General features: G+C 55.7%; 18 protein-coding genes. 7 read left to right on the top strand and 11 right to left on the bottom strand.

The features are described 5' to 3' along the window. Window positions 1-2: 2 nt before the first annotated feature. From NG99_RS20215 to NG99_RS20200, 4 genes are all read right to left on the bottom strand, one after another. Window positions 3-2,141 carry a putative bifunctional diguanylate cyclase/phosphodiesterase gene (locus NG99_RS20215; protein WP_034896939.1) on the bottom strand — a complete coding sequence of 713 codons (2,139 nt, stop codon included), beginning with the start codon at window positions 2,139-2,141 and terminating at the stop codon, window positions 3-5. A 191-nt stretch (window positions 2,142-2,332) separates the two neighbouring features. After that, window positions 2,333-4,228 carry a penicillin-binding protein 2 gene (gene mrdA, locus NG99_RS20210; RefSeq protein WP_034896935.1) on the bottom strand — a complete coding sequence of 632 codons (1,896 nt, stop codon included), beginning with the start codon at window positions 4,226-4,228 and terminating at the stop codon, window positions 2,333-2,335. A gap of 181 nt (window positions 4,229-4,409) precedes the next feature. Beyond that, window positions 4,410-5,495, bottom strand: coding sequence for a tartrate dehydrogenase (locus NG99_RS20205; RefSeq protein ID WP_034896933.1), 1,086 nt, complete (start codon window positions 5,493-5,495; stop codon window positions 4,410-4,412). A gap of 149 nt (window positions 5,496-5,644) precedes the next feature. Further along, window positions 5,645-5,905, bottom strand: coding sequence for a hypothetical protein (locus tag NG99_RS20200; RefSeq protein ID WP_052130809.1), 261 nt, complete (start codon window positions 5,903-5,905; stop codon window positions 5,645-5,647). A gap of 633 nt (window positions 5,906-6,538) precedes the next feature. On the opposite strand from NG99_RS20200, the gene treR reads away from it, so the two are divergent. The 4 genes from treR to NG99_RS20180 all read left to right on the top strand — a co-directional run bounded on the left by treR (window position 6,539) and on the right by NG99_RS20180 (window position 12,230). Continuing rightward, window positions 6,539-7,486 (top strand): trehalose operon repressor TreR, encoded by a 948-nt coding sequence (gene treR, locus NG99_RS20195; RefSeq protein ID WP_034896931.1) that lies wholly within the window; start codon window positions 6,539-6,541, stop codon window positions 7,484-7,486. Between the two features lie 228 nt (window positions 7,487-7,714). After that, window positions 7,715-9,130: a PTS trehalose transporter subunit IIBC gene (treB, locus tag NG99_RS20190; RefSeq protein WP_034896928.1), complete on the top strand. Its 1,416-nt coding sequence runs from the start codon at window positions 7,715-7,717 to the stop codon at window positions 9,128-9,130. Window positions 9,131-9,201: 71 nt separating this feature from the next. Next, complete coding sequence (gene treC, locus NG99_RS20185; RefSeq protein WP_034896925.1) at window positions 9,202-10,869, top strand: alpha,alpha-phosphotrehalase; 1,668 nt, start codon at window positions 9,202-9,204, stop codon at window positions 10,867-10,869. A gap of 32 nt (window positions 10,870-10,901) precedes the next feature. Continuing rightward, a complete protein-coding gene (locus NG99_RS20180) occupies window positions 10,902-12,230 on the top strand; it encodes a maltoporin (protein ID WP_052130808.1) in 1,329 nt (442 codons plus the stop codon). A gap of 76 nt (window positions 12,231-12,306) precedes the next feature. On the opposite strand, the gene NG99_RS20175 is transcribed toward NG99_RS20180, so the two are convergent. Beyond that, window positions 12,307-13,197 (bottom strand): MurR/RpiR family transcriptional regulator, encoded by an 891-nt coding sequence (locus tag NG99_RS20175; protein WP_034896922.1) that lies wholly within the window; start codon window positions 13,195-13,197, stop codon window positions 12,307-12,309. A gap of 486 nt (window positions 13,198-13,683) precedes the next feature. On the opposite strand from NG99_RS20175, the gene NG99_RS20170 reads away from it, so the two are divergent. The 3 genes from NG99_RS20170 to NG99_RS20160 all read left to right on the top strand — a co-directional run bounded on the left by NG99_RS20170 (window position 13,684) and on the right by NG99_RS20160 (window position 17,375). Further along, a complete protein-coding gene (locus NG99_RS20170) occupies window positions 13,684-14,850 on the top strand; it encodes an ABC transporter substrate-binding protein (RefSeq protein WP_408606421.1) in 1,167 nt (388 codons plus the stop codon). Window positions 14,851-15,479: 629 nt separating this feature from the next. Next, on the top strand, window positions 15,480-15,926 hold the full coding sequence (gene tssE, locus NG99_RS20165; RefSeq protein ID WP_034896920.1) for a type VI secretion system baseplate subunit TssE: 447 nt from the start codon (window positions 15,480-15,482) through the stop codon (window positions 15,924-15,926). Between the two features lie 42 nt (window positions 15,927-15,968). Then, on the top strand, window positions 15,969-17,375 hold the full coding sequence (locus NG99_RS20160; protein WP_034896918.1) for a VasL domain-containing protein: 1,407 nt from the start codon (window positions 15,969-15,971) through the stop codon (window positions 17,373-17,375). An 8-nt stretch (window positions 17,376-17,383) separates the two neighbouring features. Here the strand turns inward: NG99_RS20160 and NG99_RS20155 are convergent, their stop codons facing one another. From NG99_RS20155 to NG99_RS20130, 6 genes are read right to left on the bottom strand one after another with little or no spacing between them, the layout of a single operon-like run. After that, the gene (locus NG99_RS20155) at window positions 17,384-18,229 is read right to left on the bottom strand and encodes an SIS domain-containing protein (RefSeq protein WP_034896971.1); all 846 of its coding nucleotides are present in this window, start codon (window positions 18,227-18,229) and stop codon (window positions 17,384-17,386) included. 50 nt (window positions 18,230-18,279) lie between these two features. Then, complete coding sequence (locus tag NG99_RS20150; RefSeq protein WP_034896917.1) at window positions 18,280-19,149, bottom strand: MBL fold metallo-hydrolase; 870 nt, start codon at window positions 19,147-19,149, stop codon at window positions 18,280-18,282. Further along, entirely contained in the window at window positions 19,149-20,081 is a 933-nt protein-coding gene (locus NG99_RS20145; RefSeq protein WP_034896914.1) for a phosphoglycerate dehydrogenase, read from the bottom strand. Before NG99_RS20145 ends, NG99_RS20150 begins: the two co-directional genes overlap by 1 nt. Beyond that, window positions 20,078-21,055, bottom strand: coding sequence for a shikimate dehydrogenase family protein (locus NG99_RS20140; RefSeq protein WP_034896911.1), 978 nt, complete (start codon window positions 21,053-21,055; stop codon window positions 20,078-20,080). Before NG99_RS20140 ends, NG99_RS20145 begins: the two co-directional genes overlap by 4 nt. Continuing rightward, window positions 21,052-21,705, bottom strand: coding sequence for a bifunctional 4-hydroxy-2-oxoglutarate aldolase/2-dehydro-3-deoxy-phosphogluconate aldolase (gene eda, locus NG99_RS20135; RefSeq protein ID WP_034896908.1), 654 nt, complete (start codon window positions 21,703-21,705; stop codon window positions 21,052-21,054). Before eda ends, NG99_RS20140 begins: the two co-directional genes overlap by 4 nt. A gap of 12 nt (window positions 21,706-21,717) precedes the next feature. Continuing rightward, entirely contained in the window at window positions 21,718-22,344 is a 627-nt protein-coding gene (locus NG99_RS20130; protein ID WP_034896906.1) for a glucose-6-phosphate isomerase, read from the bottom strand. Window positions 22,345-22,489: the final 145 nt, after the last annotated feature.

The raw sequence follows: 22,489 nt of genomic DNA, 5'->3' as shown, positions 1-22,489 counted from the left end.
AACTATACGGCGTGGCCCGCAAACAGGACTTCGGCTGGCTGGGGGCGGCTGAGCAGAAAGCCTTGCAGTTTGTCGCAGCCCGCAGCGGATAACGCCTGGCGCTGCTGTTCCGTCTCCACCCCTTCTGCCGTAACCGACAGCCCCAGCGAGTGGCCCAGTTTGATCACCGAAGAGACGATGGTATCCGCCTGTTCCTGAATGCCGAGCAGTTGGATAAAGCTGCGGTCAATTTTGAGCGTGTCCACGGGGAACTGTGTGAGGTAGTTGAGACTTGAATAGCCGGTGCCGAAGTCGTCGAGCGCAATTCTGAACCCTGCCGAACGTAAGGTCTGGATGGTACGCAACGCCTGCTGATGATCCTCCAGCATCACCCCTTCGGTGATCTCCAGCTCAATTTGCTTTGGATCCACGCCGGCCTGCTGCACAATCTCCCTGAGACGCTCGATAAAGTTCCCCGCCAGGAATTGCAGGGGAGAAACGTTGACCGACATTCTCAGGTGCGGGCAGTTTTTCGCCATGCCGCAGGCCTGCTGTAACACCCAGTCTCCCAACGGGATAATCAACCCGGTCTCTTCGGCTACCGGAATAAAATCCGCCGGGGAAACGGGGCCAAGCGTTGGATGCTGCCAGCGCAGCAATGCCTCAATGCCACGCATTTTTGTGCCGCTGATATCCATAATCGGCTGATACCAGAGCGCCAGGCCCTGAGCCGTTTCCAGCGCTAACCGCAGGGCTTCAGCCAGCTGCTGGCGCTTAATCAGGGCTTCGCCCAGCACCGGGACATACATCTGGTAACGCCCGCGTCCTTCAGACTTGGCGGCATAGAGCGCGATATCGGCCTTGCGCATCAGTTCCTGCCGTTCAGTACCGTGCAGTGGGGAGAGGGCGACGCCGATGCTGACGCCGATCCACATGCGGTTGCCCTGTAGGGTGATCGGAGCCGTTAGTTGGGAAATAATCTGCTGGCAGAGCTGAGTGATTTGCTGAACGTTATGCAACGGATTGAGCAACACTATAAATTCATCGCCGCCCAGCCGCCCGACGATATCTTCCGGCCGTAGCAGCGCCTTCAGCCGCCGGGCTACTTCAATAAGCAGCTCGTCGCCGGTATGGTGACCATAAGTGTCGTTGACCATTTTGAAGCGGTCGAGATCCAGCAGCAGCAGCGCGAGACTTTCCCCCTCTGTTGGCGGGCTGTCTAACCGCTGCATGAGCTGATCCCTCATCGCCGTGCGGTTAGGCAGACCGGTGAGTAGATCCTGCATCGCCAGCTTCTGAGCATGGGCTTCGCTGGTTTCCAGCTTTGCCATCGATTGCGAAAGACTTAGCGAAGAGAACCACAGCCGTCGCGTCATTTTTATGCACATCAGGGTGATGACCAGCATCGCCAGCAGCACCAGCGGAGCCGTCACCATCAGCATCTGGCTGCCCGGCCGCATCGGCTGCCAGGAAACATAGCTGACCGGAATATTCAGATGGGATCGCAGCAGAAAACCGGCGCTGTTGGCTTGATCCGGGACGCTGGGAACAAAGCGGAAGGCGCTGACAACGCCACGATGTTCCAGGAAATCGAGGAAGCTGTAATGCAGATAGCGAATAAAAATCAGCTTATTACCTCGATTTTCCGGCACTTCGCCAAGGGCAATTTCCGCCACGCGGCCGTTGATGCGGGCCACGTCACCGGTAAACGCAGCGAAATCAGCGCTGCGGGAAAGGTGACCCAGCTCCGCCACCCAGGGGGCCAGCTGTCGCTGAACGTCGAAGTAGCTAACGGGCGCGATCGGCTTTCCGGCCTGCCAGGCTGAGAGCGGCTGGTTGTTCGCATCGAGCAAGTACACCTCATCGTCACCGACAAGGGTATTCAGCCAGTAGCCAAAAGGGTTACCGGCGCTAAGCTGCGCAAGCAGACCGGGCCATCCCAGCAGATTTTTATGCTGTTGAAGATAGTCCGCCAGATGCTGAGAAAAAATGTTCTCAATGACCTGCTGCTGCTTTTCCAGCGCTTTAGCATTGCTCTGTGTCGTCACCCACCAGGCGGTAAACCCGCAGGCAAGGAAGGTGATAAGCACTACGGCAATCATGGGCGTGAGAACATTACGTATAAAGTGGCGTCGAAGCCCTAAGCCATGCTCGTTAGTCATTTACGTTCCAGCAAATTCAATTCAGTCGCCATTAAATGCTGGCCTCACGAGGATAAGACATTACCTCATTGTCGTTTATCGGCAAGAGGTAACGCGGTCTTTAGCAAAGAATTTGTCTGGCGATATATCGGGGAAGGCCAGGGAGAGCGAGTGGCGGAAGGGGGATTCCGCACTCAAAATAATCAGCTGCGCTACCGGGCGGTGGCGTTGCTGGTGGGATCGGCCGTTACCGGCATTGGCGCCACGTCCGGCGGCAGGAAGATGTGGTCCAGAATATTCCTCGCCAGCGGAGCGGCGGTCACGCCGTTGATGCCGCCGTTTTCCAGAATAATCGCCATCGCCACCTTCGGATCGTTAAAGGGTGCAAAGGCCGTATAAAAAATATGGTCGCGCAGGCGAATCGGGATCATTTTGGCGTTATAAACCTGGTTTTGCTTCAGGCCAAACACCTGCGAGGTACCGCTTTTCGCCGCAATGCCATAAGGCGCGGTGTGGAAGTATTTATAGCCGGTGCCGTTTGGCGCGTTGGCCATGCCAAACATTGCGTGGCGTACCAGGCTCCAGTAAGGCGAGGCCGCATCGCCAATCTGCTGGGGCGGCAGCGTTTGTTTCCACGGCGTGACGTTTTTTCCCTGCTTTTGCTCGTAAAGCAGGTGCGGCTGGATCACTCGTCCATTATTAAGCAGCGTAGCCAGCGCCTTCACCATCTGAATTGGCGTGGCAATCCAGTAGCCCTGGCCGATGCCGACGGAAACCGTATCGCCCTGATACCAGCCCTTCTTATGCACTTTCTGCTTCCATTCGCGGCTGGGCAGCAGGCCGCTGTACTCCTCATGCAGATCGATGCCGGTTGATTTTCCATAGCCGAACTGACTCAGCATGGTATGAATACGGTCAATGCCCATCATATAGGCCACCTGGTAGAAGAAGGTATCGGCCGACTCCTCAATCGCACGGTTCACATCCAGCATCCCGTGGCCCGATTTTTTCCAGTCGCGATATTTGCGATCGGTGCCCGGCAGGGTCCAGGTTGGGGCACCAAAGAAGGTGGTTTGTGGGGTGATCACATGGGTCAGCAGGGCGGACATCGCCATATAGGGTTTTACGGTAGACGCCGGAGGATACAGGCCCTGAGTGACGCGGTTAATCAGCGGCAGGTCCTTGTTCTCTAACAGCTCTTTATAAGCCTTATAGCTAATCCCTTTCACGAACGGATTGGGATCATAGCTGGGGCTGGACACCATCGCCAATACGCCGCCATCATGCGGATTTTCGATCATTACCGCCGCGCGCTGCCCTACCAGCTGGGATTCAACGTATTGCTGAAGGTGCAGGTCCAGCGTCAGGTAGAGGTTTTTGCCCGCGACAGGGGGCACTTCCTTCAGTACGCGAATGACCCGCCCGTGATTATCGACCTCCACTTCCTGGTAGCCCGTTTTGCCGTGCAGAACCGCTTCGTAATAGCCCTCAATGCCCTGTTTGCCAATGTTGTGATCGGCGGCGTAGTTCTCGCCAATGCCTTCTTTATCCAGCCGTTTGTAGTCGTTATCGTTGATTTTCGACACGTAGCCGATTACGTGGGCCAGGTCGGGGCCATAGGGATACTGGCGATCTTCATAGCTGCTCACGTCCACGCCGGTGAAGCGATACTGGTTGACGGAAAAGCGGGCCACTTCCTCATCCGTCAGCTCGGTTTTCAACACTACCGGCTTGTAACGGCTGTTAGCGTGCAGCGAACGGGTAAAGGTATCAATGTCGTCAGGGGAGAGGTCAACGATCGGCGCCAGCTCTGCCAGCAGCGCTTTCATATTCTGCACCTTGTAGGGCAAAATTTCGATGTCATACCAGGTGACGTTTTTCACCAGCGGAATGCCGTTGCGATCGTAGATAATCCCTCGCGTGGGGGCGATAGGGATCATTTTGATGTCATTTTGATTCGAGCGAGTCTGATAGTACTGATTTTGCTTAATCTGCAAATGGTACAGATTAAAAACCAGAGTGATAAAGCCCGCCAGTACTACCCCAAAGGCGATTAATGCCCTGCGAACAAAAAGTTTTTCTTCTTCTGCAAAATCTCTTAATTTCATTACCGGGCAATCGCATTATTTTTAGTCGTTATCCGGACTCATGATAGAGATAATGGGCTAAATCACGACCCGAAAGATGCATATCCGCCCGCTAAAGTGTGACATTTGTTGAAGATGTTACAGAGAAGACATCTTCCATGGCGGCGCGTTTTCGGCTGCTTCGCCTTTAGCGCCGCCAACGTCAGGGCTGGAGCAGGGCGGCAATGGCGGAACCCAGAGCCTGAGTATTGCCGCTGCCGCCCATATCAGGCGTCAGTTCGGCTCTCTTATCGGCTGACGCCAAAACCTGCTCAATAGCCCGGACCACCGCTTCGGCAGCCTCAGCATGACCGAGGTGTTCCAGCATCATGGCTCCGCACCAAATCTGGCCTACCGGGTTAGCGATATTTTTCCCGGCAATATCGGGGGCAGAGCCGTGTACCGGTTCGAACAGGCTGGGGAAGGTCCGCTCAGGGTTGATATTGGCGGAGGGGGCAATGCCAATGGTACCGGTACAGGCCGGGCCGAGATCGGACAGAATATCGCCAAACAAATTGCTGGCTACCACTACGTCGAAGCGGTCAGGATGCAGGACAAAATGGGCGGTCAGGATATCAATATGGTATTTGTCCACCCGCACTTCCGGGTACTTTCCGCTCATCTCTTCCACGCGACTGTCCCACCAGGGCATAGTAATGGCGATACCGTTGGATTTGGTCGCTGAGGTCAGGTGCTTTTTGGGCCGCTTCTGCGCCAGTTCATAAGCAAACTTCAGAATGCGATCGGTGCCGGTGCGGGTCATCACCGTTTCCTGGATGACAATCTCTCGCTCGGTTCCGGGGAACATGGTGCCGCCGACGCTGGAATACTCCCCCTCGGTGTTTTCACGCACGACGTAAAAATCGATATCTCCAGGCTTGCGGTCGGCCAGCGGCGCTTTGACGCCGTCCAGTAGTCTGACCGGACGCAGATTAACGTACTGGTCGAATTGACGGCGGAATTGCAGCAGCGATCCCCATAGCGAAAGATGATCGGGTATAACCTCCGGCCAGCCAACCGCGCCGAAGTAGATCGCGTCAAAGGATTTCAGCGTGTCAAACCAGTCGTCCGGCAGCATTTTCCCATGCTGCTGATAGTATTCCGCGCTGGCGAAATCAAACCATTCCCATTCAATGCTGATGCCAAACTGGCGGGCCGCCGCGTTGATCGCTTTCACGCCCTCCGGCATGACTTCTTTACCAATACCATCACCGGGGATCACCGCAATTCTGTGCTTTGCTGACCTCATTTTGTTGCTCCTTAGCTGAATGCCTTTTCACTCAGAGTGTATGACAAAAACAGGATGAAACGGCGAGATGGATAACAAAATCAGACAGGGGCGAGAGCCCCCTGTGAGGTATTGAAGGGAGAGCGTCCTGCATTGCAGTTCTCCGGCAGTCAGTTATCCGAGTGGTGGCGGTACTGCATTTTTTTGGGCTGCTGCCTGGCGTCATTATGCGGGGAACAACAGTGATAGCAGGCTTTGACATTCTTGCCTACGCGCATCTGCGCCACCGTCAGAGCCTGAACCGCGTTATAGAGGCTGCCGATAAAGGTCAGCGTCTCTTTTCCCGGCAGGGTAACGCAACCAGCGCGGTGAAGTAAGTAGTTGTTAGTTTTGTCCGTTTGCTGCGTGACATAATAATATTCGGGCTGCATTTGATCGCTTCCGTCATAAAAAATGGCTGAAAAGCAGGCGCCAGTATTTGGGTGAAAATTGTTTAATTCATATTATATGTTGCTCAATGCCCTTGACGGTGATTTACAGGTTAAGCCGTTGTCTGGACATTAAGTAAGGATAATGCATTCACGTCATTTTGCTCTGGCTTGCGGTGAAATTTAGCTGGCGGGTAAGAGATTAACCTCACTGGTTTACGGTTTGAATTTTTGTAAAAGAGCGCTTGTTTATTAATGACTGGCCTTGAGTTAGCGTTTTTTTCAGGGGATTTATTTCTGTTTTGCTGAAAAAGTTAAAAAATTCTGCCTTTGGCTGGATGATATTACGGCCATGCCATATTAACGTTAACCAGGTAAGCTATTTAAAAATATTTTAATAATATAATTTGATATTTAATACCGAATTTCTGTCCATTGATAATAACAGGATAACCGGGGGACCTTCAGTAAAATCATGAGTTTTATGCATAAAATTGATGTGTGCCTCACTCTTCTGTTTCGCAGGCAGAGCGCAGCAATGCTTTGTCAGGCGGTTAAACATGATTTTTGCAGGATTTTGACGGCAGATAAGCTACTCTGAGCAGCATCTGTTGCGGACACTCAAGACTATCAGCCATGCATAATCGCCTGACCATTAAGGATATTGCCCGTCTCAGCGGGGTAGGGAAATCAACGGTCTCACGCGTGATGAATGGTGAAGGCAGCGTGAGCCAAAAAACACGCGAAAAAGTCGAGGCGGTGATTCGGCAACAGGGTTTTATGCCGTCAAAATCCGCACGGGCGATGCGTGGCCAGAGCGATAAAGTGGTTGGCATTATCGTCACGCGGCTGGATTCACCCGCCGAAAATCAGGCGGTACGGACCATGCTGCCGCTGCTGTATCAGCAGGGCTATGACCCGATTGTGATGGAGAGTCAGTTCGATACGCGACTGGTGGAAGAGCATTTACATATGCTGGCTCAGCGCCATGTTGATGGCATCATCCTGTTTGGTTTCAATGGATTGTCGCAGGCTATGTTAGCGGCCTGGCAGGAGAAAATGGTGGTGATGGTTCGCCACTATCCGGGGTTCTCATCCGTCTGCTACGACGATACTGGCGCGGTCAATTTGCTGATGGATAGCCTGTATCAGCAGGGGCACCGGCACATCAGCTATCTTGGCGTGGAGCAAAGTGATGAGACCACCGGCGCGTGCCGCTATCGGGCCTATCTTGACGCCTGTCAGCGACTGGCGATCGGCCCGCTGGCGGTGCTGGGGGAACTTAGCTATCAGAACGGGTTTGATCGTGTCGCCAGCGTTATCGCCGCTGACACCACAGCGCTGGTCTGCGCCTCGGACAGCCTGGCGCTCGGCGCCATAAAATACCTACAGCAGCAGACTATCAGCCATATCCAGATTGGCGCGGTTGGCAATACGCCGCTGCTAAGCTTTCTGTTTCCCGCCACGCTGTCGGTGGAGTTCGGCTACGACCAGGCGGGACGGCAGGCTACGCAACAACTGCTGGCTCAACTCAGTGGTCAATCCGGCATCCGGCATATTCTGATCCCCTGTACTCTTTCCTGACGTTAACTTCTAAGCCGTCTCTCAAATCCCCTGCAATTCTCCAGCCTTAATCGAACGTTTTGTGATCGCCACTCCAGAATGGGAACGTTCCCGTTTCAATGAAAACGGAGAGTGGCTAAGCTCCAGCCAATCTTGATATTGGGCTTATTCAGCGCGGCGTTTGCTCAAGTTTTTTACTGGATTTCAAGATAATGGATTGAAATTAAAAGGGAAATAAAAGGATTTTCTATGAGCAAAGTTAAACAGCAGGATATCGACCGCCTGATCGCCCTGGTGGGCGGCAGGGAAAACATCGCTACCGTCAGCCATTGCGTAACCCGTTTACGTTTTGTCCTCAACGACAGCCAACTGGCTAATCCGCATGATATTGAAACCCTGCCAATGGTGAAAGGGTGCTTTACCAACGCCGGTCAGTTTCAGGTGGTTATCGGCACTGACGTCGATGACTACTACAAGGTCTTAATTGCCACGGCGAAGGTGAATCAAAGCGATAAGGAACAGAGTAAGGCCGCCGCCCGGCAAAATATGCGCTGGAGCGAGCGGGCCATCTCCCATTTTGCGGAGATTTTTTTCCCCCTGCTACCGGCGCTGATTAGCGGAGGCCTGATCCTGGGCTTTCGCAACGTTATTGGCGATGTCCCGATCTCCAACGGGCAGACGCTGGCCCAGATGCATCCCGCCTGGCAAAACCTGTATGACTTCCTGTGGCTGCTGGGGGAGGCGATTTTTATGTTCCTGCCGGTGGCCGTTTGCTGGTCTACGGTGAAAAAAATGGGCGGCACGCCCGTATTGGGCATGGTGTTGGGTATCACGCTCGTCTCGCCACAGCTGATGAACGCCTATCTGCTGGGGCAGCAGGTTCCGGAGGTCTGGCAATTTGGCTGGTTTACCATTGAGAAAGTGGGCTACCAGGCACAGGTCATTCCTTCAATAATGGCCGGCATGGCGCTTGCCTGGATTGAAACTCGTCTTAAGAAATTGATCCCTGCTTACCTCTATCTGGTGATCGTTCCCCTGCTTTCGCTGCTGCTCGCCGTGTTCCTTGCTCATACGCTGATCGGTCCTTTCGGCCGCATGACAGGCGACGGCGTAGCCTGGGTGGTGAAGCTGGTGATGACCGGCAGCCTGGCGCCGGTCGGGGCCGCGCTGTTCGGCTTCCTGTATGCGCCGCTGGTGATCACCGGCGTGCACCAGACCACGCTGGCGATTGATATGCAGATGATCCAACACCTCGGGGGCACGCCGGTATGGCCGCTGATTGCCCTGTCCAATATCGCCCAGGCTTCTGCGGTGCTCGCCATCATTATCATCAGCCGCAAGGCTAACGAACGGGAAATCTCCGTCCCTGCCGCGATCTCCGCCTATCTGGGAGTGACCGAGCCAGCTATGTACGGCATCAACCTGAAATACCGCTTTCCCATGCTCTGCGCAATGGTCGGTTCGTCGCTTGCCGGGCTGATTTGTGGCCTGAGCGGCGTGCTGGCGAACGGTATCGGCGTGGGCGGAGTGCCCGGCATCCTGTCGATCCAGCCCCAGTTCTGGCCGATCTATTCACTGGCAATGCTGGTCGCGACGGTCGTCCCGCTGCTGCTGACCCTGTTTGTTTACCGGCATAAAGCCCGTCGCGGCGAGCTGCCGGTCTGACCCTTCCTTAATCAATCGTACCTTTTGGCCCGGCATTCCGGGCCCGTGACAACTTTAAAAAGGCAACCGTAATGAGTCATCCTATCCCCTGGTGGCAAAATGGCGTCATCTACCAGATCTATCCTAAGAGCTTCCAGGACAGTACCGGCAGCGGCACCGGCGATATTAATGGCATCATCCGTCGGCTGGATTATCTTCAGCTGCTGGGTGTCAATGCGATCTGGCTGACGCCGATCTATGTTTCTCCCCAGGTTGATAACGGTTACGACGTGGCTGACTACTGCGCCATCGATCCGGCCTACGGTTCGATGGCGGATTTCATAAGGCTGGTGGCCGAAGCCCATCGGCGGAAAATCCGCATCGTAATGGATATGGTGTTTAACCATACCTCTACAGAACATCCCTGGTTTAAAGCGGCTGCCGATCCGGCCAGTCCTTATCACCCCTTTTATATCTGGCGTGAAGGGCAGCAGGGAGGAGAACTGCCTAACAACTGGCAGTCCAAGTTTGGCGGGCCGGCCTGGCAGTGGCATCCGTCGGCAGGAAAATATTATCTGCATCTGTTCGCCGTTGAGCAGGCCGATCTCAACTGGGATCACCCTCCGGTACGTGAGGAACTGAAAAAAATCTGCCGCTTCTGGGCCGGTATTGGCGTTGATGGTCTGCGTCTTGACGTCATTAACCTGGTGTCCCGGCATGAGGGGCTGCCGGACGATGAGCAGGGCGACGGCCGCCGTTTCTACACCGATGGCCCGCGCATTCACGACTATTTCCGCGAGATGAGCCGCGAGGTGTTCCAGCCGCTTGGGCTGATGACCGTGGGCGAGATGTCCTCCACCACGCTTGAACACTGCCAGCGCTATGCCGCCAAAGATGGCAGCGAGCTGTCGATGTCCTTTAACTTTCATCACCTGAAGGTGGATTACCCCGGTGGCGACAAATGGACGCTGGCCGCGCCGGATTTCGTGGCGCTGAAGCGCATTTTCCGCTGCTGGCAGCAGGGGATGCACAACCGGGCCTGGAACGCCCTGTTCTGGTGTAACCACGATCAGCCGCGCAGCGTTTCCCGCTTTGGCGACGAGGCTGAGCTGCGCGAGCCCGCCGCCAAAATGCTGGCGCTGGCGCTCCACGGTATGCAGGGAACGCCCTACATCTATCAGGGCGAAGAGCTGGGCATGACCAATCCAGGCTTCAGCCGCATCGAACAGTACCGCGATGTGGAGAGCCTGAATATCTACGCTAAGTTGCGCCAGGCTGGCGTCGGTGATGCCGAGATCATGGCTATTCTGGCCAGTAAATCTCGTGATAACGGCCGCACGCCGATGCAGTGGAATAGCACAGATCATGCGGGATTCAGTATCGCCACGCCGTGGATCGGCTGTGCGGATAATTATCCGCAGGTGAACGCCCGCGCCGCGCTGCAAGATCCCCACTCCGTATTTCATACCTACCGTCGGCTGATTACTCTGCGCAAGCAGTACCCTCTGCTGACGCTTGGCGATTATCAGGATTTGGCGCCGACAGATCCGGCACTGTGGTGCTATCAGCGCGGCTGGCAGGGGCAGCGCCTGCTGGTGGTCGCTAACCTGAGCCGGGAACCGCAGCGCTGGCAGGCGCAAGCCATTCCTCTCTCTCCGCACTGGCAGTTATTGATCGGCAATTACCCCGACACGGCAACGCATCCGCAGGCCTGCACGCTAAGGCCGTTCGAGGCTGCCTGGTGGTGGCTCGAAGAGTAGTTTTTTATCGTGGTATTTATCTGGAGAAAATAATGAAAAGGATTCAACTCAGCAACACCGGCCGTCGCGTTTTTTCCTCATTGCGCCCCGTCCCACTTACGCTGGCGGCTGCCGCTGCGCTTCTTTCCCCTTCGGTAATGGCGGTGGATTTTCATGGCTACGCCCGCTCGGGGATCGGGTGGGCGGGCAGCGGCGGGGAGCAGCAGTGCTTTCAGGCAACCGGCGCGTCCAGCAAGTATCGCCTTGGCAATGAATGCGAAACCTACGCGGAGCTTAAGCTGGGCCAGCAGGCCTGGAAAGAGGGCGATAAAAGCTTTTATTTCGACACCACGCTGGCGTATGCGGTTTCACAGCGCTCTGATTTTGAAGCCGTTACGCCAGGGTTCCGTGAGGTGAACGTCACTGGCGTCAACCTGATCGATGCGCTGCCGGGCGCGATTCTCTGGGCGGGCAAGCGCTTCTATCAGCGGCATGACGTGCATATGATCGACTTCTACTACTGGGATATCTCCGGGCCGGGTGCCGGTCTGGAAAATATTGATCTGGGCTTCGGTAAGCTTTCGTTGGCGGCCACGCGCAACGGTGAGTCCGGCGGTTCGCTGGGCTATCTGAACAACGAATGGCAGGAACGCCCGACTATTAATGATGTTTTCGATATCCGTCTGGCGGATCTGAACGTCAATGCGGGGGGCACGCTGGAGCTTGGAGTGGACTACGGCCGGGCCAATCCAGAGCAGGGGTTTCATCTGGCTGAGGGCGCAAGCAAGGATGGCTGGATGCTAACCGCTGAGCATATACAAATTATGCAGAACGGTTCTAACAAGTTTGCCGTGCAGTACGCAACGGACGCTATGACCACGCTGAATAACGGCCGCAGCCAGGGAGCAACCATCGATAATAATGGCCGCCTGATCCGGGTGCTGGACTATGGCGCGGTTGATTTCAACGACAGCTGGGGACTGATGTACGTGGCGATGTATCAGGATCTCGATCGTGATAATCATAACGGCACCAGTTGGTTCACCCTGGGCGCGCGGCCAATGTACAAATGGACGCCGATAATGAGCACGCTGCTGGAAGTGGGGTACGATAACGTGAAGTCGCAGCTTACCGGTCAGCGTAACAGCCAGTACAAGGTGACGCTGGCCCAGCAGTGGCAGGCTGGCGACAGTATCTGGGCGCGTCCTGCGCTGCGCGTCTTCGCCAGCTGGGCAAAATGGCATGAGAAGTGGGGATATGCCAGCCAGGACGACAGCGGCTATAGCCCCGATCTGGCCTATAGCGACTCCAGCCTGCATACTTTCAGCCGGGGAAATAATGATGAGGTTTCGTTTGGCGCCCAGATGGAGATCTGGTGGTAATACAGCCTGCGCGGGCGCGGCGGGCGAGCGCCTGCAAGCCTGACCTTGTGCCGCAGTCTTGCGCTGCGGCATCAGCTTAGATTTTCTTAGATGAGGTTTTCAACCCCCGGTTAAGGTCCTGTATGCGCTTCATGGTTTTCATCGTCCGTGTGGAGGTCGCTGAAGCGACCGAGAGGATCAGCATTTCAAGGCACAGCAGTACCGCGCCGTGCAGCGGCATCCGGCCATTCTCTTCGCCACGCGGCACGTTGATCGTCACGTCGGCCTGCCTTGCGAAAAAGGAGTCGGTGGCATTAGTCAGCAGAATGACCGGCATACCGAGGCGTTTCGCTTCGCGCAGCGCCGTCGTCCCTTCGCGGTGCGCCGATTTCTGCGCCATCATGATCAGCACGTCGCCCCGTTGCAGGGTTATCAGCTGTTCGGCGAGCGCGATGCCGGAGCGATTCAGAGCCACCGCCGGAATGCCAATGCGGCTAAACAGGCGGCTGCTGTAATCAGCCAGAATCCCGGAAGCGTTAATGCCGAAAAGCGCAATCTGGCGGGCCTCAACCAGCAGGGCTACCGCTTCAGAAATAGCCTGACGGTTGTGGGGGGCGGAGAGAGTATCGCAGGCATGTCTGTGCCCGCTGATGACGAAATCAATGCCTGAATGGATATCGCAGGCCAGATCGCTGACGGTCGCTATCATCTTTTCTTCTGAATTCAGCGCCGGGCCAAACCAGGCCGCCAGCGTTTTTTTCAGATCCCGCAGCCCGGTAAAACCTAATGCCTGCACGGCCCGCACCACCGTAGCATCTGAAGTACCGGTAGCGGCGGCCATTTCCATCGCGGTGGACTCCAGCGCGGCCTCACGGTTTTCATGAATATAACGCACCACGGTTTGCAGACGTGGTGAAAGTGATGACGCCCGTGCCCGATAACGCTCGCCAAAGAAATCAATACGATTTTTTATCTTAGTCGCTGCCATTTTGCTTAACTCGTTCGCTGGATTTAAATGAATTGTTTAACATATTCGCTCTTATCCGTGGGATGTTTGCATAAGCATAATGTAGCAATTAAATCTTACTACTACACATTTTATGATTGGCTTTGGTGAGGAGGAGGCTTCGATTTCAATAATGATTATTTTTTTAAATTTTTGATTTTTAGTTTTTTTATTTTTTTGCTTTTCGTGTTTTTTTGCTGGCGAGAACTGTAGTTTTTGGTGGTTTTTATTGCTTTCTTTATGTTTACTACTACATTATTTCATGTTTGAATGATTATCAATTACATTGAGGCCGCCTTTATATCCAACCCGGTCTGGGGGAAGTAACCCCCTGTATTTGATGATATTTATAAGCGTCATGCGCTCAGGCTGAACTGAATAACCTGTTCAATAAGCACTATTACACCTCCGGCGGCGGCAATCTGCGCGTGCGTGAGGGCGAAACCCGCAATCTGATGGTACAGGCAAGTGTTGAATTCTAATCCCGTTCGCTTACAAAAAACCTCGCGCCCGCCCGCTGCCCGTGGACTGCTTCTGAAGATGATGCTCGGGCTGCTTATGGTGCTTAGCATGGCAGCGTCGGCGGCGCGTACGATAACGGATATTGATGGCCAACAGGTAACGATCCCCGATCGGCCACAGCGCATCGTACTGGGTGAAAGCCGGATGCTGTATACGCTGGCCATGCTTGAGCCCGACAATCCGTTTAAAAACATCGTCGGCTGGCCGCTGGATTTAAAGAAATACGACCAGCAGACTTGGGATATTTTCGCCAAACAGTTCCCGCAAATGCTGACTATCCCGTCGCTGGGCATCGGCGGCACTAATGATATGAACCCGGAAAAGGTGATGGCGCTGAAGCCGGACGTGGTGATCCTGCCGAGCCTGGCGCGCTATGACGATGCGGACTTACGGCTGCTAACCCTGCTGAAAGCCGCGCATATTCCGGTGGTGAAGATCGATCTGCGCGTGCATCTGCTGCAAAATACCACGCGGAGCGTGCAGATTTTTGGGGATGTGCTGAATCAGCAGGCGCGGGCGCAGGCTTTTACCCGCTTCTATGATACGCATATGCAGGTTATTCACCAGCGGCTGGCTTCCTACAGCGGGCCGAAGCCCAGGGTGTTGCTGCACCTGCACCTTGGACGTCGTAACGAATGCTGCGTGACCGCTGTTAAAGGGAGCCTCGGTGAGCTGCTGACCTTTGCCGGTGGGGATAATATTGCCAGCCAGGCGGTCAAGGGCGTATTTGGTCGCCTGAGCGAAGAGACGGTGATTGCCGCACAGCCGGATGTTTACATCGCCACCGGCGCGGGCAACCCTGGGGATCAAAACGATTTGCTGCTGGGGCCAGCCATTTCCCCGGCGATGGTGCAGAAAAGCCTGGCGGAGTTGACTGCTAAGCAGAACGGACTGCGTGAGCTGCAGGCCTTGCACAACGGCCATTCGGCAGTGCTCTGGCAAAACTTCTATCTCAGCCCGTGGCACGTTGTGGCAACCGAGTTTATCGCTAAAACCCTCTACCCGGAGCGCTTCGCCGACGTGGACCCTGAGAAGACGTTGCAGGACCTCTTCCGTGAGTTCCTGCCAATCCCCCTAAGCGGCACTTTTTTCGCCAGGGGTGTGTCAGACTAGCCGAACTCTCAGCGGCGAACCCGCAAAGCCGCTTCAATCTTGTCGGCAGCTTTGGTGACTACACAAGCTATCACCATTTAAAACACCACGGCGTTGGCCATAACATGAAAACGATTAATGTTTTCCTCTGCGGTCGACGCGTAAACCCCACCGAGATCTCATTTTTCTATAAAAGAGAAAAAGAGGTATTTTTCACAAAATGTCGTTTTCCAGCTGACGATCGCTCTCAAGTTAAATTACCCGGTTGCTGTGCGTCCTTGCTCCGTGCGGCCTGGCGGGATTTTGATATAAAATGATTATAAATCATGGTGATGTTGTTATTTTGTTAAGCCTGTTTTTTGTGTTTTTTTGTTACATCTTTTAATTTCCAATTACCTTTATAAGGTTTTTACACTCTCTCGCCAGCCACTCATCCGGAATTACCCTTCGCGAGTGAGTGCCTGAAAATGCCGTGTCATGCTCGCCAGTGAAAGGAATGCGCTCGCTTTTGACCCCGGCCTTCGCTTTGCGTGGTCCGCCGCAGGCCGGGATTTTGTCTGGCAGGGTAAGTATTTCTTATTGATTTTTCTCTGTCACAGTTCAGGTGGGTGATAACCGCCTGACGTTGAAACCCGTAAAGGATTACTCCAATGCCGCGTCCATCCCTTTATGAAATGTTGTATGGCAATTTCAATGGTGGCCTGGATCTGCACCTGCTTAGCGAGCAGAACCAGGCGATCCTCTCCGTGCTGGATAATATGCAGCGTATTCTCAACTGTCGGGCCGGTACGCTGGCGCATCTGCCGGACTACGGCCTGCCGGATATGGCGAAAATCTTGCAGGGGCTTCCCGGCACGTCACATCAATTAATGGGCACGCTTTCTACGGTGTTGCTGAAATATGAACCGCGCCTGAAGAGTATCAGGGTGGTGATGCTGGAGCAGACTATCCCCGGAGAGCTGCGCTACGCCATTGACGCTGAACTGAAGGGCATTGGCCTGGTGCGCTATGGTACCGAATTTATGCCGGAAGGGCGGGTGCTTATCAGACATATGAAACAGCAGCACTTCCTTGCGGGCCGGGCATCAGCGCACTGACTGACGGCCAACGATATTGTTTCCACTGTTCGAGCTATCTCCATGACGCATTTATCTGAACGCTATCTTAAAACCGGTGCCGACCCGCGCCCGCTGCCGGATTATGCTGCCCTGCGCGATGAGCTGTCTAAACTCTCCCATCCTGCCCGCCCGGACGTGAACTGGCGCTACGCAGAAAAACTTTGCCTGTCGCTGTTTGAGCAAAACGGCGTGGAGCTTCAGAGCGCGGCCTGGTATACGCTGGCTCGTATGCAGCTGGCCGGGCTGTGTGGCCTGAATGAGGGGCTGGCTATTCTGGAGGCGCTGATTGGCCACCAGTGGTCAGGGCTGTGGCCGCAGCCGGTACACGCCCGGATGGAAATCCTCGGCGGTCTGAGTCAGCGCATACAGCAGATGATGCGCACTTTGCCGCTGAGCTACAGCGACCTCGGCCAGCTGTACCTGGCGGAGCAGCAGTTTACCAGCCTGGCGGCGGCGTTACAGCGCCTGGAGCTGAAGCACCTGAGTCAGTTTGACACTCTGCGGACTCTGATGCATAACAGCGCAGTCCGGCTGGAAAACAGCGACGGTGCGGCCGTCCCTGCTATTGTGCTGCCTGTCGACAGGGCGCGGACGACGGGCATCGGCGTTGAAGGTTTATCCACTGCCCCGACCGCAGCGAACAACGACCCGGTAAACGCCACCAAATGGGTCTATGTGGTGCCGCCCGAAAGCCAGCGCAATGTGGAGGTGGTGACGGATAAAGCTGCGCCGGCAAGCGGCTGGAAACCGTTCGTGGCAGGAATGTTCGCCATGCTGATTACTGGCGGCGCGGCATTGTCGGGCGGGCACTTTCTGCATCGCCCGCACCCTTTGGTCTCGCGGCTTGAAGCCTCCGTCGCTCCCTTTCCAGCCCCTTTATCGTCAGCCGAGCTACGGATATTTCGCCAAAGTCTTGCCGTTCCGGCAACGGTCATCAGCGACACGCAGCAGCAGCTAACCCGCTTGCAAAGTCTGCCGCAGGACTGGCCTCTCAACTACGGCCAGCAACTGGTGCGGCAGGCGGCGGCGCTCCTGCCGGAAGACGCCGCGACACGGCAGCTGACGCAGGCGTGGCAGCAGAAACTGACTACGTCTGCGTTACCCTTGGAGGCAATGAACGGCTGGCATCAGGGAATGGAAAAGCTACAGCAATTATCCCGCAAATTAAGCGGGCTGGATGAACAACGAGGCAAATACATGACGGTCAGCGAGCTGAAATCGGTCGTGTATTCCACGACTCAGGCCTTCAACCGCGCCATACCGGCAGAGGAACAGCTGCGTCGCTATGCCGCCAGCGCCTCGGATATTGAGCAGCGGCAGGTGGAAATGGCCCTTGAGCAGTTGCAAAAACGCTATTTCTTACTCAGGCAGGAGCAGGGCGAGGCGGCAGAGAGAGACGCTGGTTCGTCCTCCGGCTCGCCGGGGTAACGCCGGGCTTATTTGAAGCGTGCTTCGTTCAGCCGCTGCTTCATATCAATAAATGTCTGCTGATGGTTGTTATCGCGGCGTAGCGCAACAGCCGTGGAGAGCACATCAATCACCACCAGGGTGGCAATACGTGAGGTCATCGGCGTGTACAGGCTGGTGTTTTCCAGCGTTTCAACCACCAGCGACACATCGCAATAGGGCCGTAGCGGAGCCTGCGCCGAGCCGACAATACCTAATACCTGTGCGCCTTTCTCTTTTGCCGTGCGGGCCACATCCACCAGCGAACGGGTGGTGCCGGTATTGGAAATCAGCACGCAGGCATCGCCTGGTTGCAGCATCGACGCCACCATAATTTGCTGGTGAAAATCCACTTCAGCGCCGCAGGGCACGCCAAACAGCGGGAATTTCTGCTGCCCGTCACGGGCGACAATACCGGACGCGCCAAAACCAAAGAACTCAATACGCTTAGCCTGCGCCAGTAAATCAATGGCCTCGCTGACGGCTTGGTTATCCAGATGGTAACGCGCCCAGTCCAGGCTGGTGAGCGTGTAATCGAAGATCTTCTCAACCACTTTGTCGGGCGTGTCGCTGCCCTCAAGTTCTGAGTGGGTGGCTGGCATTCCCAGCGCAAGGCTTTGTGCCAGCCGCAGCTTAAAATCAGGGTATCCGTTGCAGCCGATAGCATTACAAAAGCGCAGTACCGTCGGCTGACTCACCTCTGCTCTGCCCGCCAGCTCAGCGACCGTATCATTGAGCATCAGGCGGGGATCGTCCAGAACCACATCGGCGACTTTACGGTCAGATTTTCTCAGTTCCGGGCGCAAAGTACGGATGATTTCCAATATGTTTTGCATCGGTTCCCGTACAAGGCTGTGGTCTTGTGCCATTAATCTGTCCCTGAGCCTCATGGCTCATCTTGAATATGGTACTGCGTTTGCAATCTGGCACGCAGAATCGTTGGCGTGGCAGTCTGACTGGCGTAGCGATCGATATCCCCTGGATCGGCGCTATTAAAATCAAACAACCCGTAGTGATGGGCGATCATATAACGGATGTCACACTGCTGGCAAAGTTGGCATGCTTCTTCAAGCGTCAGATTACCCGGTACGCCCTGCGCGCTGAGCTCGGCACGGCGTCCGTTGACCGGCAGCAGCGCCAGATCGATATTCAGGGCGCGCAGCTCTTCAACCTGTCCGGCAAAAGGAATGGTATCTCCGGAGTGAAAAATACGGATGCCTGCGGTCTCAATCACATAGCCCAAAAAGCGATGATTCCCCTGTTGATCCCGCTCCAGCGTTTCATGGCTGGCCCGCGTTGCGGTGAGGGTAACGCCGGGGAGGGGGGTTATGCACTCTCCGGCATCAAGCGTACATAGCGCAGCGTCGGGCAGACCGCTGCGCTGGGCGGCCAGCGCTCGTGAAGCCCGGGGAACCACTACCACCGCAGCTGGCGCGGCGGCAAGTAAAGGGGGAAGCGTGTCGGGGTCCATATGGTCGCTGTGATGATGCGTCACCATCACCAGCGAAGTCATTCCGAGTTCGCCAGCCTCGATCGGCGCCGCCATCATCCGTTGATGCGGCAATGGACGGCCCTGATATTTATGGGCTAGATAATCGGATAAATAGGGATCGATAACCAGACAATGCTGTTGGCTACGCAAGACAAAACCGGCCTGTCCCAGCCAGTAAAGATCGATCCCCTCTTTCACTGGCGGCGTGGCGAGCTGCGTGACTAGCGAGGTGGTGAACGTTGCGGCGCGACAGGTAACCGGCATTATTCCTCCTGCCGCAGCACGTTGAGCAAGTTGGCGACGGCCATTTCGGTGGCGCGATCGACGCTCTGGAGGGTGAAACCGCCAATATGGCTGGTGGCAATAACGCCAGGGTGTCCGGCCAGCGCCAGAGATTGCGGCGGCTCCTGCCTGAACACATCGGTGGCGTAAGCGGTGAGCTTGCCGCTGTCCAGCGCGGAAATAATCGCCTCATCATCCACCAGCGCCGCGCGGGCGGTATTGACCAGTATAGTGCCGTCGCGCATCCGGGCCAGCACATCGGCAGTGATTAAGGGCGATCCATCTCGTGGCGGCGGGCAGTGCAGGGTGATTAACGTGGCCTGAGCGTAGATCTCATCGAGCGTAGCCCACTGGAACTGGGCTGGCGGTAAGTCCAGAGTGGGCCGGAGCGGATCGAAACCCAGTACCTTACAGCCCAGCGCACAGGCGAGGCGGGCCACTTCCCGACCGATCGCTCCACAGCCGAGCACGCCCAGCACCTGTCCCCGAATTTCATGGCCCTGATGACGCGGCCACTGGCCGGTTTTGATGCCGCTGCTGGTGGTATGAATATGGCGTAACCCGGCAAACATCAGGCCAATCGCCAGCTCCGCGACGCCAGAGGCGTTAGCGCCTTCAGCGGTACAGATGCGGATTCCTCGCTGTTGCAGAACCGGTAGCGGTAAGTTGTCCACGCCGACGCCGTTACGGCTGATCACCTTAAGCTGTCTGGCGACATCGATCACCTGGGCAGAAACAGGTTCCACGCCAGCCAGCCAGCCCACGCACCCCGGCAGCTTATTTAACAGCTCAGCTTCATCGGGCAGTTTGCCGGGGGTGGAAAACACCACTTCATAACCGGCATCGGTCAGTTGCGACAGCAGGGGATGGCCGCCGCTGGTCAGGGAGCGCGGCGTCACAAGGATGCGATTCATGATTGTTTCTCCAGGGGAGTCAGGCCTGATGCGCGCCCGGCCAGCCGCGACAGGGCATCGATAGCGGGGCCCTGTACCGCTGAGGCGGGCAGGTCAAAGACTTCGGCGATCGCCTGGGTCCAGCCATGAATAAAGTAGTGCCAGCCATTCTCAATCTGTAACCGGCTTGCGGCCTGCTGCGCTTCAGCCTGGTGTAAAAACAGCAGCTCGCCGCGATAGTTGAGTTCCCAGACGATGGCACGCTCAGGGAAGCGTGCCTGCGCGCTCAGCGGCGATCCGGGCGCATCTTTACCCAGGCCAGTGGCGTTGATCGCCAGCGATCCTGCTGGCAAGTTGGCGAGTAGCGCATCGTTGTCGGCAGCGCTGTCAGCCTGGTGATAGCTGACAGGAAATTCAGCGTTAAACTGCTGATGCAATCGCGACAGTTCGTCCAGCCGCTGTGGGCTGCGATCGCTGACGATAATGCGTCGCGGAACATTTTTGCCGCGTGCGCTGTGCATCAGATACCAGCTAATGGCGATGCAGGCGCCGCCAGCGCCGAAAATCAGCACGTCACGCGTCTGACTGGCAAAATGCTCTGTTGGTAAAAAGCCTTCCAGCGTCAGACCCGAGGAGATGGGATCTTTCGCATAGCTGTGTAGCTTACCTTTATGCTTAGCCAGGCAGCTGGTTTCTCCCAGCAAGGCGGCCAGCGGATCGATCTCATCAAACAGATCGCGACAGCTGTTAAACAGATCGATTTTATGCGTGGTCACCAGCGCACCCAGCGACAGCGGGTCCTGTTTGATAAATTCCACCGCTTCGCGATAGGCTTCCGGCGAAGCATTCAGGGGAAAATCGATCCCTTTTATCTGCGCATTGTTCAGCCGCAGATAGTCCGCCCAGGCGGGAAACACCTTCATGATTGAGCTACTGCCGGTGGTGACGCCGATAAAATAGAGCGTTGGCTGCGTAGCGGCTACGAATGTGGTCATGCGGACGCCTCCCTGACCTGTGCCACGATGGCGCGTGCGGCCTGAGCATTGCGGGTTATCTGACGGAAATTTCCGGCGCGGATGTCTTCGCTACGCGCAATCCAGCTTCCCCCGACGGCCAGTACCATCGGCAAACGCAGCCAGTCTGCGAGCGTTTGTTCACCGATCCCGCCGGTAGGGATAAAACGGATGCCCAGGTGAGAGAACGGGGCGCTGATCCCCTGCAGGGCGCTGGGGCCGCCAATGATCCCGGCCGGAAAGAATTTGGCAACTTTCGTGGCAAAAGGAAGCGTCAGCGACAAATCGCTGGGGGTCATAATACCTGGGGCAAAAGGCATCCCCTGCTGCTGCGCTGCCTCCAGCACCCGAGGATCGGTCCCGGGTGCCAGGCCAAATGCCGCGCCACTCTGACTGGCAATCGCCACCGATTCGGCATCCAGTAGCGTTCCGGCACCGACCAGGATTTCCGGGCGCTGCTGACGGATACGCGCAATCACTTCCGCTGCCGCTGCGGTGCGGAAAGTGATCTCCGCCAGCGGCAGGCCTCCTTCCAGCAGTGCATCCGCCAGCGGTATGGCATCTTCGACACGATCAATGGCAATGACCGGGATTACGCCAGTCTGTTCAAAGGTTGAGAATGGATTATTCATGGTGGTTATCCATCAAAGAGTAGGTTGGAAGAGATGGGACACTTGCTGCTGTGAACGCGGTTGGTAGTGCTGGTTATCCACGGCCTGCCATCCCCCCCGACCATCGTCGACAATGCGCTTACGCATACCGCCCGATCGGGCAATGATGTCGTAGTCCTGCCCGGAATCCGCGGGATAAGCGAACACCATGATCAGATCTTCATCGCCGACGTTCACTGAACGGTGTATCCAGTAAGGCGGCACGTAACAGATGCTTTGCGGGGTGATTTCTACCGTACGGGTTTCACCCTCAGGTGACTCAAGCAGCATGATGCCGCGCCCGCTCTGGCCGTAATAGATTTCCGGCCGGTCGGCTTGAGCATGGATATGACCGCGGGTCAGGTAGTACTCATTACCTATTTTCCCCGGACTCATGCGGGTTACGCCAAAAATCATATCGCCCTGCGTTCCCTCTGGACGACGTTCCGTGACTTCGTAGACCACCTGCTCCCCGAGTTCTGAGACAGATAAGGCAAAGGCCGCGCTGTCGGCATACAGCCCTTCGAGGTCTGACAGGCGTTTTTGATAGTGCCCACTCTCGTTATTCATCACCCCACGGACCAGGTCGACCTGGCAACTGGCTGGTTCACACATCTTCATCGTGCTGCGCTCCTGTTCATCTCTATTTGGTATTAAAAATACATTATGGGGATTTTAAAAACACAATAAATGTTATGTGAAGTTAAAATTTTGTGATGTCGTGCATAAAGCCATCAATATTGGTTTTAATGTTTTTGTGTTTGGT

This window comes from Erwinia typographi (assembly GCF_000773975.1).
Lineage (GTDB): Bacteria > Pseudomonadota > Gammaproteobacteria > Enterobacterales > Enterobacteriaceae > Erwinia > Erwinia typographi.
The sequence above is the reverse complement of the archived record's forward strand: the minus strand, read 5'-3'. Positions and strand labels throughout refer to the sequence as shown.

Excerpts from the sequence above, each read along its gene's own strand:
- NG99_RS20215 (WP_034896939.1), bottom strand. The coding sequence starts at position 2,141 with ATGACTAACGAGCATGGCTTAGGGCTTCGACGCCACTTTATACGTAAT.
- mrdA (WP_034896935.1), bottom strand. The coding sequence starts at position 4,228 with ATGAAATTAAGAGATTTTGCAGAAGAAGAAAAACTTTTTGTTCGCAGG.
- NG99_RS20205 (WP_034896933.1), bottom strand. The coding sequence starts at position 5,495 with ATGAGGTCAGCAAAGCACAGAATTGCGGTGATCCCCGGTGATGGTATT.
- NG99_RS20200 (WP_052130809.1), bottom strand. The coding sequence starts at position 5,905 with ATGCAGCCCGAATATTATTATGTCACGCAGCAAACGGACAAAACTAAC.
- treR (WP_034896931.1), top strand. The coding sequence starts at position 6,539 with ATGCATAATCGCCTGACCATTAAGGATATTGCCCGTCTCAGCGGGGTA.
- treB (WP_034896928.1), top strand. The coding sequence starts at position 7,715 with ATGAGCAAAGTTAAACAGCAGGATATCGACCGCCTGATCGCCCTGGTG.
- treC (WP_034896925.1), top strand. The coding sequence starts at position 9,202 with ATGAGTCATCCTATCCCCTGGTGGCAAAATGGCGTCATCTACCAGATC.
- NG99_RS20180 (WP_052130808.1), top strand. The coding sequence starts at position 10,902 with ATGAAAAGGATTCAACTCAGCAACACCGGCCGTCGCGTTTTTTCCTCA.
- NG99_RS20175 (WP_034896922.1), bottom strand. The coding sequence starts at position 13,197 with ATGGCAGCGACTAAGATAAAAAATCGTATTGATTTCTTTGGCGAGCGT.
- tssE (WP_034896920.1), top strand. The coding sequence starts at position 15,480 with ATGCCGCGTCCATCCCTTTATGAAATGTTGTATGGCAATTTCAATGGT.
- NG99_RS20160 (WP_034896918.1), top strand. The coding sequence starts at position 15,969 with ATGACGCATTTATCTGAACGCTATCTTAAAACCGGTGCCGACCCGCGC.
- NG99_RS20155 (WP_034896971.1), bottom strand. The coding sequence starts at position 18,229 with ATGCAAAACATATTGGAAATCATCCGTACTTTGCGCCCGGAACTGAGA.
- NG99_RS20150 (WP_034896917.1), bottom strand. The coding sequence starts at position 19,149 with ATGCCGGTTACCTGTCGCGCCGCAACGTTCACCACCTCGCTAGTCACG.
- NG99_RS20145 (WP_034896914.1), bottom strand. The coding sequence starts at position 20,081 with ATGAATCGCATCCTTGTGACGCCGCGCTCCCTGACCAGCGGCGGCCAT.
- NG99_RS20140 (WP_034896911.1), bottom strand. The coding sequence starts at position 21,055 with ATGACCACATTCGTAGCCGCTACGCAGCCAACGCTCTATTTTATCGGC.
- eda (WP_034896908.1), bottom strand. The coding sequence starts at position 21,705 with ATGAATAATCCATTCTCAACCTTTGAACAGACTGGCGTAATCCCGGTC.
- NG99_RS20130 (WP_034896906.1), bottom strand. The coding sequence starts at position 22,344 with ATGAAGATGTGTGAACCAGCCAGTTGCCAGGTCGACCTGGTCCGTGGG.